This is a genomic window from Paenibacillus sp. GQ49 (genome assembly GCF_059759055.1).
Genome location: NZ_JCAXEL010000009.1, coordinates 25,236 through 42,215, shown reverse-complemented (window position 1 = coordinate 42,215; position 16,980 = coordinate 25,236). Strand labels below are relative to the sequence as shown.

Below are 16,980 nucleotides of genomic sequence, written 5' to 3'. Positions count from 1 at the left end.
AAGAAGGTGATCTCTTGGCCATTCAACCGTTAGCACACCCGGACATATTGCCGGAGCATATTTATTTATTTCATGAAGGTAACCTTCATCACAGTTATCGAATGTTGGGCGCGCAACCTGAGACTTGCGATGGCCTTCAGGGGTATCGCTTTACCGTGTGGGCACCAAACGCCGTAGAAGTAGGACTGGCTATGGACCGCAATGAATGGAAAGGCGAAAAGGAACCTTTATATAAGATACCCGAATCAGGATTTTGGAGTCGTTTTTTTCCGGAAATTAGCGAAGGAACTTTATACAAGTTCCGTATATTAACGGAAGATGGAACAGAATTGCTCAAAGCGGACCCATATGCGTTTCAAGCAGAGGTTCGACCTCAGACAGCCTCTGTCACCAGTTCAATCGAAGGGTACAAATGGAATGATGGGGCCTGGAGACGCAAACAACGTGCCATGTATAACAAACCTCTACATATTTACGAAATGCACATGGGAACCTGGAAGCGCAAAGAAGACGGAAGCCTCTATAGTTATCGCGAGATGGCTGATTTGCTTGTTCCTTACTTATTAGAAATGAAATATACACATGTTGAAATGATGCCCCTCAGTGAGCATCCATATGACCTTTCGTGGGGCTACCAAAACACAGGGTTTTATGCGCCAACCAGTCGTTATGGGCATCCAAAAGATCTGATGTATCTAGTGGATACACTACATCAGGCAGGGATTGGCGTATTGCTGGATTGGGTACCTGCACATTTTGCCAAAGACGCTCATGGGTTGCGTATGTTTGATGGTACGCCTTTGTATGAGTATGCAGACCCGATGTTAGCAGAGAAGCCAGGCTGGGGTACTCTTAGCTTTGACTACTCGAAACCTGAGATTCGTTCATTTCTGATCTCCAATGCATTATATTGGATGGAGATGTATCATTTTGACGGACTCCGTGTTGATGCGGTTACGAGTATGCTTCGGCTTGATTTTGAGAAGCAGCCAGGCCAATATCGTACCAATGATGAAGGTGGTCTTGAGAACAAGGAAGCTGTAGCTTTTTTGCAGCAGCTGAATGAGACGGTGTTCAAGTATTTCCCTTATGCATTGATGATGGCTGAAGAATCCAGTGCATGGCCAATGGTGACTTTACCTGTAGATGAAGGTGGTCTGGGCTTCAATTACAAATGGAACATGGGCTGGATGAACGATACGCTTGATTACATGGAATCTGATTTTCATGAGCGTCCTTCCAAACATCATTTGCTGACTTTCCCGGTCGTATACTCCTTTGCTGAAAATTATGTGCTACCTCTGTCACATGACGAAGTTGTTCATGGCAAAAAGTCGCTCCTCGACAAGATGCCAGGAACCTATGAGCAGAAATTTGCCGGCATGCGTGCTTTTCTGGGCTATTTTATGACTTTCCCAGGGAAAAAGCTGCTGTTTATGGGTGGAGACTTTGGCCAGTTCATCGAATGGAAAGATGAGGATCAACTGGACTGGTTCTTACTGGATTATGACAGTCACCGCAATTTGCATAAGTTTGAGCGTGAGCTGTCTAACCTGTACTTGAGTGAAAAAGCTTTGTGGGAGCTTGATCATTCCTTGGACGGTTACGAATGGATCACTCCGGATGATCAGGACCAGAGCGTCATTTCATACGTACGCAAAGGAAAAAAACCTGCGGATACACTCCTTGTGCTCATTAACTTTCAGCCGGTCAAGCGGGAGCGTTACCGGATTGGTGTCATGCGTCCCGGTATGTATACCGAAGTACTGAACAGTGACCATTCCGTTTACGGCGGTTCAGGCATTACTAATGATATGCAACTGCCTACCGAAAAGATTCCTTTTCATGGGCATCCGCATAGTCTCGAATTGGTATTGCCTCCGCTTAGCATCGTGATTCTAAAAAAGAACACACGTCGGAAAACGGATGAATCACCTGCGAGTATAACTTCCGTCAGTTCAAAAACGAAGAATAAAAATGAAAGCAACACGCTCAAACCGAAGAGGAGGACAAAGGCATGAATATTCTATTTGCTGCTGCTGAAGTACATCCATTTATCAAAACAGGAGGCCTTGCTGACGTAATCGGTGCTCTCCCGTTTGCATTGAAGAAGAGCGGGGCAGATGTGCGGGTGATTATGCCTAAGTACAAGGGGATTCCCGATGAGTATAAAGACGCGTTACAGCCCGTAATTACAACGGATGTGCCTCTTGGCTGGCGGAGACCTTATTGTGGAATAGAAATGCTGGTTCATGATGGGATTCCAGTGTATTTTGTGGATAATGAGTATTATTTTGGGCGTGATGGGGTGTACGGATATATGGATGATGGCGAGCGCTTCGCCTTCTTCAACCGTGCAGTTCTCGAAGTGTTGCCACAGATTGAGTTCAAGCCTGACGTACTGCACAGTCATGACTGGCATGCAGGAATGATTCCTTTGGTGCTTGAAGCCCATTACAGACACGATGCATTCTACAGTGATATTCGTACGGTATTCACCATACATAACTTGTTGTACCAAGGGGTATTCCCGCATGAGTTATTCAGTGAAATCCTGGAGCTTGACGATCGATATTTCACCGTGGATGGAGCCGAGTATTACGGTAATGTCAACTTCCTGAAGGCTGGAATTGTCTACGCTGACCATGTAACAACCGTTAGTCCAACTTACGCACAGGAAGTGAAAACATCTTATTACGGATACGGTCTGGACGGACTGCTCAGTTCACTTGGAGATCGATTCAGCGGGATTGTAAATGGCATTGATACCAAGAGTTACAACCCGGCTACAGACAGCAAGATCCCGGTGAAATACAGAACAAGTCTGTCCAAGAAAACGGAAAACAAAATTGAGCTGCAAAAGGAACTTGGATTGCCTGTTCGACCTGATGTACCCCTTATGGTCATGGTCACAAGGCTTGTGGATTCCAAAGGACTTGATCTGGTCTGTCGTATCCTGGATGAATTGTTGTATTATGATGACATTCAATTCGCGGTACTGGGGACAGGAGAGCAGGCGTATGAACACTGGTTCCGTGAAGCCGCGAATCGTTATCCACTTAAAATGTCTGCACAGATTAAGTTCAACGACGGGTTATCCCGTCGGTTCTATGCAGGCAGTGATATCTTCCTGATGCCATCCAGATTCGAGCCGTGTGGTATTAGTCAGCTGCTGGCTCTGCGGTACGGTAGTGTGCCTCTCGTAAGGGAAACAGGCGGTCTGAACGATACTGTGCAGGCATATAACGAGTTTACTGGAGAAGGGAATGGTTTCTCATTCACAAGCTTTAATGCACATGACATGATGAATACCATTCGGCGTGCTGAGGAGATCTACAAACAGCCAGAACACTGGAAGAAAATTGTGAAGAATGCAATGGGTGGAGAATACAGCTGGAACGTCTCTGCTGAAGAATATATGGACATTTATCGTCGGATCACACTTGATCCTGTAAACTGATGTAATCCTGAAAAAGTCGCAGCATATCATGCTGTGGCTTTTTTCAATCCAATAAACAAAACACTTCCAAAGTTCAGAATAAAGTATCATCTGAGACGATGGAAGTGTTTTTCTTTTCTTTTATATGACTGTTCAGAATTTAAACCTCAGCCGTGTTGGATGGTTGTAGGATCAAGCTGTCTATACAAAATGCGGTACCCATAGGGGTCAAGCTTAATATTCATCATTCCATCGGCTGGAAACACAGGCTCTTCAGTTAATGCATCTTTCCAGTCTTTGGTTTCCATAGGATGAGAAAGCGTTCGATCTTGAGGTGTATTGTTCATCCATACGGTAAAGTGAAGGTTGTCATCCGCACGCTCGTACACGATACAGGGATCATTGTGGTCAGCCTTGAGGAATCGGAAGCGTCCTTTGCGCAGGGCTTCATTACTTTTGCGTAAATCGATCATCAGGCGATAGAAATCATACAATTCTCTGTCTTGCTTGGCCGGGTCCCATTCCATACATTTTCGACAATCCGGGTCAGCATCACCACTAATTCCCACCTCATCGCCGTAGAAAATACAAGGTGTGCCGATATAGGTGAAAAGAAATACAACCGACAATTTTAAACGGCGTTTGTCTTCTCCTAACCGGGTAAGCAATCGTGGGGTATCGTGGCTGCACAGCATATTAAAGATCACTTCGTTGGTTTGTTGCGGATAGCGCATAATCAGTGAACCCATCTCGTTGGCAAAGTTATACCCATCCATTGAACCGCAGAAGAACTGGAGCACTTTGTCGGCAAATGGATAATTCATGACGGAATCGAATTGATCCCCCATGAGCCAGGTCAAGGAGTCGCTCCATACTTCACCAACAATATAGGCTTCCGGATTCGCTGCCTTAACAACCTTGCGAAAATCACGCCAGAAATGGTTATCCACCTCATTTGCTACATCCAGACGCCACCCATCCAGCTTGATTTCCTTGATCCAGTACTCAGCTACATCGAGTAGATATGCCTTAACCTCAGGGTTGGCTGTATTGAACTTGGGCATGTTGCCATAGAACCCAAATGTATCGTAGGTTGGTATACCATCCTTGATCTGAACCGGATATTCATTGATGTGGAACCAGTCGGCATACTTAGAGTTTTTTCCATTCTGGAGAACGTCTTGAAAAGGAGGGAAGTCTTCGCTGCAATGGTTAAACACCGCGTCAAGCATGACACGTATACCCAGGCGATGACATTCTTCTGTCAATTGTTTAAGCAGGGCATTATCACCGAAATGGGGGTCGACTTTTTTATAATCAATCGTGTCGTATTTGTGGTAGGAATTGGCCTGGAATAACGGGGTAAAGTAAATGGCGTTCACGCCAAGTTCAGTTAGGTCATACAGATGATCCAGTACACCTTGCAGATCTCCACCAAAATAATTGTCCAACTCAGGTTTGCCACCCCAGTCATGCGTTTCTTTAGGATTCAGCTTGGGATCTCCATTAGCAAACCGTTCCGTCATGATCTGATAAAAGACGGCTTCTTTGGCCCACTCGGGCACCTTAAACACATCAATTTCATGTATATACGAGAACTCATAATATCCTCCAGTTGGATAGGGGGTCTCATAATGAATGCCATTATCCGCTAGAAAAACATCTTCTGAACCGGCAGTTATCCGAAATATATAAGTGAGACGTTTGAATTGTGGCTTGACGGCAGCCTCCCAATAATCAAACATATTATCCGAAGCAGCCTTCTCCAATTGAATTTCCTTGTACGTTCCATTCCAATCGTACTTATCTCCGGTCAGTGCGGTCACATATTGCACATCATTACGTTTGGTTCGTACGCGCAGATGTATGGTAGACGAATTATAGGCATAAGCCCACTTGTCACGAGGAACATGATACATGGCTTCGAGCAGCATGACAGCACCTCCTGAATATAGGATAAGTTATAAAGGTTGTTCAATAGCCCGCTTTTGATTACAAGTGATGCCTATCGGCATCATTGGCATCGAATATGGAATTCAGCCGAAATGTCCGTTGCTCACGTAGTTTTGCCTACGCTCCGCTACTCCATTTCTAGCTTCATTCCATCTTCTCGGTACTGAAAACCGGTCTTTAGAACACGCACTTATAGTTATAATTAACCAAGTTAGCCAGCAAATGAATCACATTTACTGTAATAAAATGTATTATTTTCATCGTTTTCAAAGGTTTCTTTCACAGCATTTCCAGCTTCGGGCTGAATATACTTACAGATAATTTAGAAAAAGGGTGCCCTGAACAGCTTGAAATCCAAGATTGTTCAGGGCACCCCTATATAACATGTTGAAAGTGAATTTTAGCGAATAGCTTGCTCGAACTCCGTGCGGATGGTTTGAAGCAGCTCTGGCTGGCTCAGTACGTCATAGGCTGTTGTAGCAAGTGCCTTGGCTCCCAGAATCATGCCGTCCAGCGCGCGCTCCTGTAGTGCAAGGTCACGGAAGGCTATGGAGTGCAGTGTATGAACCTCATCCACAACACGGATGTAAGGATGGATCGCAGGACATTTCAGGGAAACATTACCGATGTCCATAGATCCGTGATCATTACCACTCACGATCTCTTCTTGCGGGATACCAAGTTCCATCAGATTTTGACTAAACGCAGCTGAGAATGCTTCATTGGTAACCATCTCGTCATAGGAGGTTTCATAGTTGGATGTCACCAGCTTGCATCCTGTCTGGAGAGCAGAGCCTTCAGCGATCTGAATCACACGTTCTGTGAGGATATTCAGTTCTTTGCGAGTTGCTGCCCGTACATAAAACTGCGCAGAAGCATAGTCAGGAATGATATTTGCTGCCTGACCTCCGTTGTTGATCACACCATGAATGCGCACGGTGCTTTTTACTTGTTGTCGGAATGCGTTGATTCCGTTGAACGTTTGAATGACGGCATCAAGAGCATTAATACCTTCGTGCGGACTTGCAGCAGCATGTGAAGATCGGCCATGGAATTCAAATTGCACAGCATCAATAGCCAGCGAGCTGCCTGACTTTTCGTAGGCATAATACGGATGCGCCATGAGAGCGACATCACAGTCATCGAACAGGCCTGCTTCCGCCATCGGAACTTTGGCACCACGTGTCTCTTCAGCGGGTGTACCAAACACTTTAATTGTTCCGCCTACTTCATCCAGAATGGATTTCAGCCCAACAGCAGCTCCAAGACTCATCATGCAGATCAGATGGTGACCACAAGCATGACCGATCTCCGGCAAGGCGTCATATTCGCACAATAAAGCAATGGTAGGGCCGGGTTTGGCGGCTGAATAGGTTCCGATAAAGGCTGTCTCCAGACCAAGGATTGGAGCCTCTACAGTGAAACCGTGGAAGACCAGTTCTTCTTTCAAACGAGCAGAAGCAAGATACTCTTCATTCCCCAGTTCGGGGTTGGCACCGATATATGATGAAATGGCTTTAAAACGGGAAGCATATTGATCAATAACCGTCAGGATCTGTGATTTGTTAGATGTCATTAGTAAACTCCTTATGCAAAATGAAAATAATTTATTGATTATATCATGTTTGCTTTATTTTTTCAGAAACAAGTCAAGATTTGTAATGTCAAAATGCATTGCATAATCATGCATTGTACTTTATAATGACTCAGTCATCAACATGAGAAGCATACAAAGTATTGTAAGGGGAGAGAACAAGGTTGAAATTGATAAGTCGTTACACTATGATGCTGTTGACCTTTGTTGTTCTGCTGACGACTGCCGTTCCTGTGGCATTTGCAAGTGGGACTTCAGACAATTCAAGCAGTAAAAAGCTGGTGCTCGGTACAAGTGCCGATTTTGCACCCTATGAATTCCATAAAGTGATCGATGGCAAAGATCAAATCGTAGGGTTTGATATTGCCATTGCCAAAGAAATTGCCAAAGACCTTGGCGCTGAGCTTGTCATTGAAGATATGGGCTTCGACGGACTCCTGCCTGCATTGCAGAGTGGCCGTGTGGATCTGGTCATCTCGGGCATGACACCAACCGATGAGCGGAAGCAAAGTATTGATTTTTCCGACACCTATTACAAGTCTAAACAAGTAATCATGGTTCGCAGTGCGGATAAAGACAAATATCCGACGATGGCAGAACTGGAAAATGAAAAAATAGGGGTGCAGAAGGGTTCCATTCAAGAGACAATTGGACAGAATATCCCTGGAGCGAAGCTTACTGCGCTTGATAAAATATCTGATATTGTGTTGCAGTTGCAAACGAATCGTATAAATGCAGCAATCGTTGAAGATACCGTTGCTGCGGGATATCTGGACGATGTGATTGCACTTGCTCCTGCTGTTCCTGATGAAGAACAGGTAGAAGCAGCAATTGGAATCCGTAAAGGTAATACAGAGTTGCTAAGTGCGGTAAATGGAACGCTCGAACGATTGAAAAGTGAAAATAAGATCGAACAAATGGTCACAGACGCCAGTCTCCTGATGGCTGATAAAGTGAACAAATCACAAAATATAATTGAAGTGTTCTGGCAATACAAGAGCTTCTATGCAACAGGTGTAGGATACACGCTCCTGTTATCTGCACTTGGTGTAATATTTGGGGTTATTATCGGACTGATCATCTGTTTGTTCCGTCTGCATGATGTAGCCATTCTGCGTTGGATTGGAACAGCGTATGTCGAAGTCATTCGTGGTACTCCAATGTTAGTGCAATTGATGATAATCTATTACGGATTGGCCTTGACATTTGGTATTAATTTTAGTCCCCTGCAAGCGGGTATTATCACACTTTCCATCAATAGTGGTGCCTATCTTGCGGAGATTTTCCGTGCAGGTATTCAAGGGGTGGATCGTGGCCAGTTGGAAGCAGCTCGCTCTCTCGGAATGGGCAGAGGTGCAGCCATGCGCTACATCATATTGCCACAGGCTTTCAAGGCCGTATTGCCGGCAATTGGTAATGAATTCATAACGATCATCAAGGAATCCTCCATTATCTCTGTTATCGGTATGGTGGACATTATGTATCAGGCAAGTGTGGTCAAAAACATTACGTACCAAGGAATGAGTCCGTTTGTCATTGCGGCAGCCATTTACTTTGTATTAACGTTCATTTTGTCCAAGCTGCTGGGACGACTGGAAAGGAAGTTGAGTGCAAGTGATAGACGTTAGACAATTACACAAATCTTATGGAAATAACGATGTGCTTAAGGGCATTAACGTGACGATTGGCAAAGGTGAGGTTGTCGTGGTCATCGGCCCTTCCGGTTCAGGTAAAAGTACTTTCTTGCGTTGTCTGAACCTGTTGGAACAGCCTACCTCAGGAGAGATTGATTTTGAAGGTGTGTCAATTACGGACCCCAAGCACAACATTAATGCAACTCGTGAAAAAATGGGCATGGTGTTCCAGCATTTTAACCTGTTCCCACACAAAACGGTACAGCAAAACATCACGATTGCTCCGATTAAAGTGAAGAAACAATCCACGCAGGAAGCGGAGAAAATTGCTGCTGATCTGCTTAACACCGTGGGCTTGTACGATAAAAAAGATACATTCCCGAATCAGCTGTCTGGTGGACAGAAGCAGCGGATCGCCATTGCTAGAGCATTGGCCATGCAGCCGCATGTGATGCTGTTTGACGAGCCTACGTCGGCACTGGACCCTGAGATGGTCGGCGAAGTGCTGGATGTCATGAAACGTCTTGCAGAAGGCGGGATGACCATGGTCATCGTGACACATGAGATGGGTTTTGCACGTGAAGTGGGAGACCGGATCCTGTTCATGGATGGCGGGGTTATTGTAGAAGAGGGAACACTTGATGAGGTATTTGGAGCACCGAAAAATTCACGTACACGTGATTTTCTTGCCAAAGTACTCTAAACAAAGTGATCAAATAGCGTTACTGACTTCGAGTCGGTAACGCTATTTTTTTATGCGCATTAATCACTTATGGTTGCGAAATGTAACTTTTCTGTTACCAAATATAAAGAAATCGGTTCGCCCAAATTTTCTGAATTATCCAGTATTCTTCAGTTGATGACATGCTAAAAACTATTTGGTAAGAATTACTACAAGTTCAGGTTACAAAATTGTGATATATTGAACTCTGCCGAAACTTCCGGACAGGGAGTGCGGGGGATGTAACGATGCAGATTGTGCAGGGGGAAGATCTACAGCACACTGCTTGGGGTGAATTAGGGGTACATAACGTTTCAAATGTAATGAAGAACCTATAGGGTGGGCTCCTCATCCGAATCCGACAACTAACTTCGCAGGCACAATGAGGGAGGAAGACCATGATTAACAAGAAACGTATAGCCAAAACAGCAGTAGCATTAATGACAACAGCAATGCTCATTCAAGCCGTTCCGGCTCACGCTGATTCAGTTCATGTGGCCAAAGAAGGGGATACCTTCTACACCTTATCAAAACAATATGGAGTAGCAATGAACACGTTGGTTAAAGCAAACAACGACATTTCACCTTACAACATTTATGGTGGTTTGAAAATTACGATTCCCGGTAAGGCAAACAATGTAGCTGCCGCGGCGACGGAGAGCAAGACCCAAGCCAAAACGGTTACCACAGCAAGTTTGGACGTTAACGCAGATAACAAAGTGGTTCAGGCCTGGGGTAAAACATTCGATTACAGCAAAGCTGTGAACGTGAAAGCAACGGCATACTCTGCAGATCCGTCTGAAAATGGAGGCTGGGGTGCAGTCGATTATTTCGGAAATGACCTTGAACTGGGTACGATTGCAGTTGATCCAAGTGTAATTCCACTCGGAACCAAAGTACTGGTAACTGGCCACAGCCATCCAGGATTGCCAAAACAGGCTTTTGTAGCCACCGCGCGTGATGTGGGCGGTGCAATCAAGGGTCACCGGATTGATATCTTTATCCCGGGTAGCAAACAGTCCGTAAGCAAATTTGGTTTCCAGGATATCGAGCTGTATATTCTGAAGTAGAAAATAAATTACATCTAACGAATTCAAACAGGGTGTCTGCTAGTCGCTAATTTGCGATTGGACAGCACCCTTTTAATATTCTCATTTATTTTGCTATCACGGTCAGCTTAATCTATGGCCTTTGGCAACCCCAGCATTTCGTCCAAGGTGACGAGTTCATATCCGCGCTTTTGCAATTCCTCAATGATTTCAGGCAAAGCCTCAATCGTGCCGTTCAGGTTTGATCCTACACCGCCTCCAGCATGTTGCAGAACGATGGAGCCGGGTCTTACGGCAGACAGGATGTTATCTTTCACCTGTTCCTTTGAAAGGCCTTTCCAGTCCAGAGAGTCTACGTTCCAGTTCACAATGCTATAGTGTTGTTTGGCAGCCCATCTCAGCTGTTCTTCATTAATGTCTCCATAAGGTGGCCGAATCATCTTGGGCGTATATCCCGCCAAACGTCGAATAATATCCCCGGTATGTAAAATTTGTTTGCGAAAAGCATTCATCGACAGCTTACTGAATTCAGGATGATTGTAGCTGTGATTACCAACCATATGCCCTTCCTTAACGATGCGTTTCACCAGATCCGGATGTTTCTCAGCACGACTACCCACGATGAAGAATGTAGCTCTGACATTGTATTTCTTCAATACATCCAGCACTTGTGGAGTAAATCGTGGATCAGGTACATCATCAAAAGTCAGCGCAACCTTCTTTGTTGAAGGACCATTGGTTTTGAACGTATCGGCATATTTTTGACGTAACTGTCCCAATGTCAGTTGTTCTTCTTCCGCAGAATCCGAACCTGATACGGATTCACTTGGCGGGCTTGAAACATCCCGCGATGAAACTGGAGCATGATATCCTCCGAGAAAAATAACGATAACCATCAGCATAATGAGGCGTACGCGCATAATAACGGCCTCCTTTTCCAAAATGACGTTCTCTTTGGTATGCCCGGGGTATCCATAAGTTATGCGTAGTGTGAGAATTTTCATTGCCGATGTAGCTCATGAAAGCCATAATTCCTCCATATATAACATATAGAAAAGGATAGGTGGATGGGTATGAGTACATATGATTTGAAATCCATACGTTTACAGGTGATTGAAGCAGGAGAAGATAAGATTTTTCTCGTTACGGGAGGAAAGGCGCATATTGGCGCCGCAGCCACATTCTATGTGGATCATGAGCGCGTATGCGGGACGACGGTACATATTCCCGGGCATAAAGAACAAGAACTGTGTGAGCGGCTTGCCCGGAAGGCTGCCCAGCAGCTGAAAGTAACCGTTACGGTGATCATGGGGATTCATTTTGATTCCATCACGCGGATGCAGATCGACGAAATCGTGCAGACTGCAGAGAGGTTAATGGAAGACCATCTGAACAAAGATAAACGATCTTCCTGACGTAAGAGCCATCGAATGTTTTGATTTTATTTGCTAAAATTGAAACGAGTTGCAGATTGTTACGTATGTATGTTTATATACGATGTAATATCGACTAGGAGGAATAACATAATGTCCATTTTCAAACGTTTGCGTGATCTAACCATGTCTAACATCAACGCTATTATTGACAAGGCGGAAGATCCAATCAAGATGACGGACCAATATATCCGTGACATGCAAGAGGATCTGGAAGATGCGGAGAAAGCAGTAGCTCAACAGATCGCCATTGAGAAGAAATTCAAGCAGTTATTCGAAGAGCAGGAAGCTCTTGTGAAGAAACGTGAAGAGCAGGCGCATACGGCGGCACGTGCTCAGAATCTGGATTTGGCTCGACGTGCTCTGGAAGAGAAAAAGGCTGCTGAAGAGAAGATGGCTGAGTACAAAACCAGCTATGACCAAAACAAGGCTTCTGCAGATAACCTGCGTGGCAAGCTCGACGAGATGCGTAAGCAACTGACTCAAATGAAGAACAAACGCGAAACACTGGTAGCACGTTACAATGCAGCAAAAGCCCAAACGGAAATCAACAAAGCGTTGAATGGGTTTGGCTCTGATACTGCAAGTGCTGGTATGAAGCGTATGGAAGAGAAAATGATGCAGATGGAAGCACAGGCAGAAGCAAGTAACGAAATGTCTTCCAAAGGCAAGTCTTTGGATGAAGAGTTCGAGAAGTTGGGTAAAGATCAGGCTGTTGAAGACGAACTCGCAGCATTGATGAAACAATACGATAATAAGAACTAATACCTTGGTTGTCAGCAGGGTTAACCAGCGGAGGAGAAGAGTATTTCTCCTTCGCTTTTAAATGCGGTTCATGTTGATATGTGGGGGCTGTGTAAATGGATTTGAATATTTTGGCGATGCTGGTCTGGACCGGATCTGGTTCGGTTTTGCTGTTTGTCTTGATGTATGTAGATTCACTGTTCACGAAATATAAGGATTTTGCTGAAGTCAAGGCTGGCAATATGGCTGTTACTACACGTATGGTTATGAAATTATTTGCACAAGGATATGTACTCGCTACGTCCATTTCTACGGCTGGTCATCTTGGAGAAGCATTGTTGGTCTCCGTTGTATCCTTTATCATTTTGTTGATTCTGGAGAGTGTTGTACACTTTATGATTCGCAAATGGGCCAATCTGGATCTGGATACGGGAATTCAGCAAGGGAAGACAGGATACGGGTTGTTCTCTGGCGCTTTACATATCGTGGGCGCACTGATTATTGCAGCTTGTTTATAAGATAAGGAACAGGAGTAATTCTCATGAGTGTATGGAAACGAATTAAAGGAATACTAACAAAACCTGAACCACCGCAGGCAGAGAAAACGATGCTTCAGCTTGCACCTGGTGATATCTGTGAGGTTTCTCTGGTCACTTATGAAGTCGTTGGTCGGGTACAAAATCGCGCTCGAAATGCAGTTGTGCTCACGCTGCAGGATGGTACCGCATTTCGATATTTGCATATCGAAGAACGGGAACTCACACGTTACGCTCTATATACACCAATTGATGGCAGGCTTGATGCACCTGATGAGGTGCCCACGTTGCTGGACCTGGATGGACGCGCATTTCATCTGGAGGAAGAGTATGGAGGCATGGTATCAACGGCAGGTAGAACTCCATATGGCCAGGCTGGAGAACAATTGGTATGGCAGTATCAGTCGGATGATAATATGCTTCTTCGGGTGGAGTGGCAAGACAGAAGATTTACACTGTATGAGGGTGAGTCCATTCTTCCTGCGGATATCAAAGTGATTCGTTCGAGCTAGGGGAGGTTCCCAATGAAAAAACGCTTGGCACATGGATTAAAATTAATGCTGGTCCTCAGCCTTGTGATGTCTCTGTTGTCCGCGTGCGGAGCACCTTCTGTTCAGGACACATACCCGCTTGAATCGGTTAACGGCAGTGGTAACTCAACGTCCTATGTGTACCGGGCTTCTGACCGTACCGTTCCGGAAGTGGCCCAGGAATTGTCTGACCAAAGGCAACCGGATCAGATCTCGGCAGAGAACACGGAGCGTATGTTCCTCGTGTATCAGGACGAGTATTATCACCTGCAACAAGACCCGAACAAGCCGGAGGATACCTTGGTTGAGGTGGACTCCAAGGAATATGTTCGGCAGAACTACGATTCATCTTTTTTACAAGGTTACCTCACCGCTACATTAATTGGTAATCTGTTCGATTCTTTTGGCGGGCGAGGTTATGGCAACTATCGAGGATATACCAATAAAGATACGTATAAACCGAGTGCAGGATCTTATCGTGCACCAACAAGTAATGACAAGAAGCTTGCTCCACCTATTACTGTTGATCGGAAAGGTACGATTACAAGGCGCGGAAGCGATAAAGATTCAAGCGTGGGATCTGGCGGAGGATTATTCAACCGCAACAAGGATCAGAGCAAGGGAACCATTGACCGCAATAAGAGCAGTGGTGGGTTGTTTGATTCACCTAAGAGATCCTACAAAAAACCAAAAACCAGAGTGGGCGGCGGCCGAATTAAGAGGCGAAGATAATAAACATCTAATCATAAGGATGGCTGCCAATCGCATAGTTCATTTAAGAACAGTGAAAAGGGAAGGCGGATTCACCTCGCCGGCACATGACCTTGGAGCTGTTCTTTTTGGTTTACGATTGGCGAACATGATTGGATTTGCGTACACGGGGAATCGTTGAAGCAGGCTGTTTACGAATCCAGCGGATAAATGGAATCATTCGTTCATCCTGTCTCAAGGACTGCAGGTCCGTGAGACCAAGGGTTACAATGTCGCGATTGGTGTATAGCGAATGAATCTGTTTGTGACAGGGGATGCACAGGTTGGCTGTTGGCAGTAATGTTCCGCCCATTTCTTTGGGTGTCAGATGATGAACGGTTGTATTCACAGGTTCTCTTCCGCATAATTCACATCGATTACTCATGATTATCGCCTCCCTTTGTCACTTATATTATGAGCAGACAAGATGCCTTTCATGTTGAATATTGGTCAAGGATGTTACACCTGCAAGAAATAAGATTTTGTTTGTCACAGGATTCAATAAGTGATGTACTTGTTATCTTACAGCATTCGGGCTACACTTTTTAAAAAGATGATATGTCTCTAGGAGGTAAGAATACTTTTGAAAATGAACTCACATTCACATGATATGACAACTGCCAAATTCAATCGTACAGCTGTACAGGTACCGGATGCCCAAGCCAAAATAGCTGCAAGAGTTACTGTAGGCTCCATAGAGAAAGTTCACCTTGAATCTGCTCATGGCCGCACACTTGCAGAGACAATTCAGGCTCCTCATCCGTATCCATTCTTCCGGAGATCGGGTATGGATGGATTCGCGATTATAAGTACAGATACCATAGATGCATCGAGTGATCATCAAGTTTGGTTTCGAGTAATTGATGAAATTCCTTGCGGCTACACCTCGGATCACACCATTGTTTCAGGTACAACTGCTCGCATCATGACGGGTGCACAGGTACCGGAAGGTGCGGATGCGGTAGTCATGATGGAGATGACCGAGAGCAAGGTAGAGGGCGGAGAACAATGGATTGCATTGAAACGGCACATATTATCGGGTGCTAACATCACCCCAATTGGACTGGAAGTCCAAGAGGGACAGCAACTGCTCGAAGCAGGAACGATCATCAAGGCAGGAGAGCAGTCCGTGTTAGCTACTTTTGGCATAGCAGAAGTTCCCGTATTTCAACGTCCCAAGGTGGCGATATTCGCAACCGGCACGGAATTGCTTGATGTAGATGAGCCATTACAACCAGGTCGGATTCGGAACAGTAACAGTTACATGCTGCGCTCTCTGGTTGTTGAAGCAGGTGGAGAGCCTGTGATGTACGGTTCTATTGCAGACGATGTGAATACGGCAAGGGCCAAACTGGAAGAAGCCATTCAAGATAATGATATCGTGGTGACCACAGGCGGTGTATCCGTCGGGGATTATGATATTATGGGCGAACTTGTGCTGGAAGAACATGTGGAGATGTTGTTTAACAAAGTGACGATGCGACCAGGCAGTGTGACCACAGCTGCTGTATATAAAGATAAATTGCTTTTTGCACTTTCGGGTAACCCGGGGGCTTGTTTTGTAGGTTTTGGTCTGTTTGTTCGTCCAACCATTCGTTCCATGCAGGCAGATGCTCATCCTTATTTGGAAGAATGGACTGCGATCTTGGAAGAAGAATACACCAAAGTTAATAATTTTACACGGTTCGTACGTGGACGCACAGAGATCCGGAATGGCATGGTGTACGCGATACCGGCTGCCGCCCGTGTAGATGAATCCAGTGTGATGATTACCATTAAGGACAGTGATTGCCTGATTGTTGTTCCACCTGAGAAAAAAGGTATTCCTGCGGGTGAGCAGGTACGTATTATCAAACTGCCCTCAGGCCATGTGAGGTAGTGGTAGATGACTACAATGAGTTATACAAAGCCACATATCATACAGATTGTTGGATACAAAAACACGGGCAAGACAACCCTGACAGCCGCGCTGATCGGGCACTTTTCTTCCTTGGGACTTAAAGTAGCAGCGATTAAGCATGATGGACATGACCATTTCGAGATGGATCAAGAAGGAACGGATTCGTATCAATTTGGGGAGGCGGGGGCCTCAGCGGTGGTTGTCATGTCCGAGAAACGTACTGCGATTATGGAGCGACAGTCAACCAAGCTGGAGGATATGTTAAGTCATCTGTCCGGTTATGAGTGGATTGTCATTGAAGGATTCAAGGATGCTTCTTATCCCAAATTCGTGATGGTTCGAGAAGAGAAAGATTTGATATTGGTTGATCAGCTTGAAGGGGTAGTGGGAATGATCTCATGGTTATCTTCAGAGCAGTGTATGGAGCCAAACATCGTAAGCAGGGATATAACATGGTACTCGGTTCATGAAACGGAGGATATAGCCAAAGCGTTGTTAGCGATGGTTGAGAGCGAGTGTAGGCAGAATGGTGAAGTCGAATCGTAGAAATGTTAAGGCACGGGACATAATGGTCTCCATACATGATTGAATGTACAGTGAGCGTGATTGATCGCTTTAGTTTATAACGTAATTTTTATTATGTAAACTAAAATCATTTCTGCTTATGCTCTTATCTTTGAATGATGCAAAAAACAAA

Annotated in this window: 16 protein-coding genes and 1 riboswitch; of the genes, 12 read left to right on the top strand and 4 right to left on the bottom strand. The window is 45.0% G+C overall.

From position 1 onward, the window contains the following. The first annotated feature begins 14 nt into the window (after positions 1–14). Complete coding sequence (glgB, locus tag AC6CIF_RS16950) at positions 15–2,021, top strand: 1,4-alpha-glucan branching protein GlgB (protein WP_127547716.1); 2,007 nt, start codon at positions 15–17, stop codon at positions 2,019–2,021. Further along, positions 2,018–3,460: a glycogen synthase GlgA gene (gene glgA / locus AC6CIF_RS16945; RefSeq protein ID WP_498200614.1), complete on the top strand. Its 1,443-nt coding sequence runs from the start codon at positions 2,018–2,020 to the stop codon at positions 3,458–3,460. Before glgB ends, glgA begins: the two co-directional genes overlap by 4 nt. A 146-nt stretch (positions 3,461–3,606) precedes the next feature. On the opposite strand, the gene AC6CIF_RS16940 is transcribed toward glgA, so the two are convergent. After that, positions 3,607–5,373: an alpha-glycosidase gene (locus AC6CIF_RS16940; protein WP_076210128.1), complete on the bottom strand. Its 1,767-nt coding sequence runs from the start codon at positions 5,371–5,373 to the stop codon at positions 3,607–3,609. Between the two features lie 419 nt (positions 5,374–5,792). Then, complete coding sequence (locus AC6CIF_RS16935; RefSeq protein ID WP_076210129.1) at positions 5,793–6,968, bottom strand: M20 family metallopeptidase; 1,176 nt, start codon at positions 6,966–6,968, stop codon at positions 5,793–5,795. Positions 6,969–7,150: 182 nt separating this feature from the next. On the opposite strand from AC6CIF_RS16935, the gene AC6CIF_RS16930 reads away from it, so the two are divergent. From AC6CIF_RS16930 to AC6CIF_RS16920, 3 genes are all read left to right on the top strand, one after another. Next, positions 7,151–8,614, top strand: a complete 1,464-nt coding sequence (locus tag AC6CIF_RS16930) for an ABC transporter substrate-binding protein/permease (RefSeq protein ID WP_498200612.1) — start codon at positions 7,151–7,153, stop codon at positions 8,612–8,614. Then, positions 8,601–9,323, top strand: a complete 723-nt coding sequence (locus AC6CIF_RS16925; protein WP_498200610.1) for an amino acid ABC transporter ATP-binding protein — start codon at positions 8,601–8,603, stop codon at positions 9,321–9,323. The genes AC6CIF_RS16930 and AC6CIF_RS16925 overlap by 14 nt, the downstream gene beginning before the upstream one ends. Before the next feature lie 217 nt (positions 9,324–9,540). Beyond that, a riboswitch (cyclic di-AMP (ydaO/yuaA leader) is annotated at positions 9,541–9,737 on the top strand. A gap of 2 nt (positions 9,738–9,739) precedes the next feature. After that, the gene (locus tag AC6CIF_RS16920; protein WP_498200608.1) at positions 9,740–10,411 is read left to right on the top strand and encodes a 3D domain-containing protein; all 672 of its coding nucleotides are present in this window, start codon (positions 9,740–9,742) and stop codon (positions 10,409–10,411) included. Between the two features lie 107 nt (positions 10,412–10,518). On the opposite strand, the gene AC6CIF_RS16915 is transcribed toward AC6CIF_RS16920, so the two are convergent. Continuing rightward, positions 10,519–11,310, bottom strand: coding sequence for a polysaccharide deacetylase family protein (locus tag AC6CIF_RS16915; protein ID WP_498200606.1), 792 nt, complete (start codon positions 11,308–11,310; stop codon positions 10,519–10,521). 153 nt (positions 11,311–11,463) lie between these two features. Here AC6CIF_RS16915 and lpdD point away from each other — a divergent pair, with 153 nt between their 5' ends. The 5 genes from lpdD (at position 11,464) to AC6CIF_RS16890 (ending at position 14,365) form a co-directional block, all read left to right on the top strand. Continuing rightward, positions 11,464–11,805: a prenylated flavin chaperone LpdD gene (gene lpdD / locus AC6CIF_RS16910; RefSeq protein ID WP_498200605.1), complete on the top strand. Its 342-nt coding sequence runs from the start codon at positions 11,464–11,466 to the stop codon at positions 11,803–11,805. Positions 11,806–11,916: 111 nt separating this feature from the next. Next, positions 11,917–12,588: a PspA/IM30 family protein gene (locus AC6CIF_RS16905; RefSeq protein ID WP_076210133.1), complete on the top strand. Its 672-nt coding sequence runs from the start codon at positions 11,917–11,919 to the stop codon at positions 12,586–12,588. Positions 12,589–12,683: 95 nt separating this feature from the next. After that, positions 12,684–13,085: a DUF350 domain-containing protein gene (locus AC6CIF_RS16900; protein ID WP_036613690.1), complete on the top strand. Its 402-nt coding sequence runs from the start codon at positions 12,684–12,686 to the stop codon at positions 13,083–13,085. Positions 13,086–13,108: 23 nt separating this feature from the next. Then, complete coding sequence (locus AC6CIF_RS16895) at positions 13,109–13,615, top strand: DUF4178 domain-containing protein (RefSeq protein ID WP_076210134.1); 507 nt, start codon at positions 13,109–13,111, stop codon at positions 13,613–13,615. 12 nt (positions 13,616–13,627) lie between these two features. Next, positions 13,628–14,365, top strand: a complete 738-nt coding sequence (locus AC6CIF_RS16890) for a DUF4247 domain-containing protein (protein WP_498200604.1) — start codon at positions 13,628–13,630, stop codon at positions 14,363–14,365. 112 nt (positions 14,366–14,477) lie between these two features. Here AC6CIF_RS16890 and hlpB read toward each other — a convergent pair whose 3' ends face one another. Beyond that, a complete protein-coding gene (gene hlpB, locus AC6CIF_RS16885) occupies positions 14,478–14,768 on the bottom strand; it encodes an HNH nuclease-like protein HlpB (RefSeq protein ID WP_498200602.1) in 291 nt (96 codons plus the stop codon). Between the two features lie 204 nt (positions 14,769–14,972). On the opposite strand from hlpB, the gene AC6CIF_RS16880 reads away from it, so the two are divergent. Next, positions 14,973–16,262 (top strand): molybdopterin molybdotransferase MoeA, encoded by a 1,290-nt coding sequence (locus AC6CIF_RS16880; RefSeq protein WP_498200832.1) that lies wholly within the window; start codon positions 14,973–14,975, stop codon positions 16,260–16,262. 6 nt (positions 16,263–16,268) lie between these two features. Continuing rightward, positions 16,269–16,829 (top strand): molybdopterin-guanine dinucleotide biosynthesis protein B, encoded by a 561-nt coding sequence (mobB, locus tag AC6CIF_RS16875; RefSeq protein WP_498200600.1) that lies wholly within the window; start codon positions 16,269–16,271, stop codon positions 16,827–16,829. Positions 16,830–16,980 lie beyond the last annotated feature (151 nt).

Excerpts from the sequence above, each read along its gene's own strand:
- glgA (WP_498200614.1), top strand. The coding sequence starts at position 2,018 with ATGAATATTCTATTTGCTGCTGCTGAAGTACATCCATTTATCAAAACA.
- AC6CIF_RS16940 (WP_076210128.1), bottom strand. The coding sequence starts at position 5,373 with ATGCTGCTCGAAGCCATGTATCATGTTCCTCGTGACAAGTGGGCTTAT.
- AC6CIF_RS16935 (WP_076210129.1), bottom strand. The coding sequence starts at position 6,968 with ATGACATCTAACAAATCACAGATCCTGACGGTTATTGATCAATATGCT.
- AC6CIF_RS16920 (WP_498200608.1), top strand. The coding sequence starts at position 9,740 with ATGATTAACAAGAAACGTATAGCCAAAACAGCAGTAGCATTAATGACA.
- AC6CIF_RS16915 (WP_498200606.1), bottom strand. The coding sequence starts at position 11,310 with ATGCGCGTACGCCTCATTATGCTGATGGTTATCGTTATTTTTCTCGGA.
- lpdD (WP_498200605.1), top strand. The coding sequence starts at position 11,464 with ATGAGTACATATGATTTGAAATCCATACGTTTACAGGTGATTGAAGCA.
- AC6CIF_RS16905 (WP_076210133.1), top strand. The coding sequence starts at position 11,917 with ATGTCCATTTTCAAACGTTTGCGTGATCTAACCATGTCTAACATCAAC.
- AC6CIF_RS16900 (WP_036613690.1), top strand. The coding sequence starts at position 12,684 with ATGGATTTGAATATTTTGGCGATGCTGGTCTGGACCGGATCTGGTTCG.
- AC6CIF_RS16895 (WP_076210134.1), top strand. The coding sequence starts at position 13,109 with ATGAGTGTATGGAAACGAATTAAAGGAATACTAACAAAACCTGAACCA.
- AC6CIF_RS16890 (WP_498200604.1), top strand. The coding sequence starts at position 13,628 with ATGAAAAAACGCTTGGCACATGGATTAAAATTAATGCTGGTCCTCAGC.
- hlpB (WP_498200602.1), bottom strand. The coding sequence starts at position 14,768 with ATGAGTAATCGATGTGAATTATGCGGAAGAGAACCTGTGAATACAACC.
- AC6CIF_RS16880 (WP_498200832.1), top strand. The coding sequence starts at position 14,973 with ATGAACTCACATTCACATGATATGACAACTGCCAAATTCAATCGTACA.
- mobB (WP_498200600.1), top strand. The coding sequence starts at position 16,269 with ATGACTACAATGAGTTATACAAAGCCACATATCATACAGATTGTTGGA.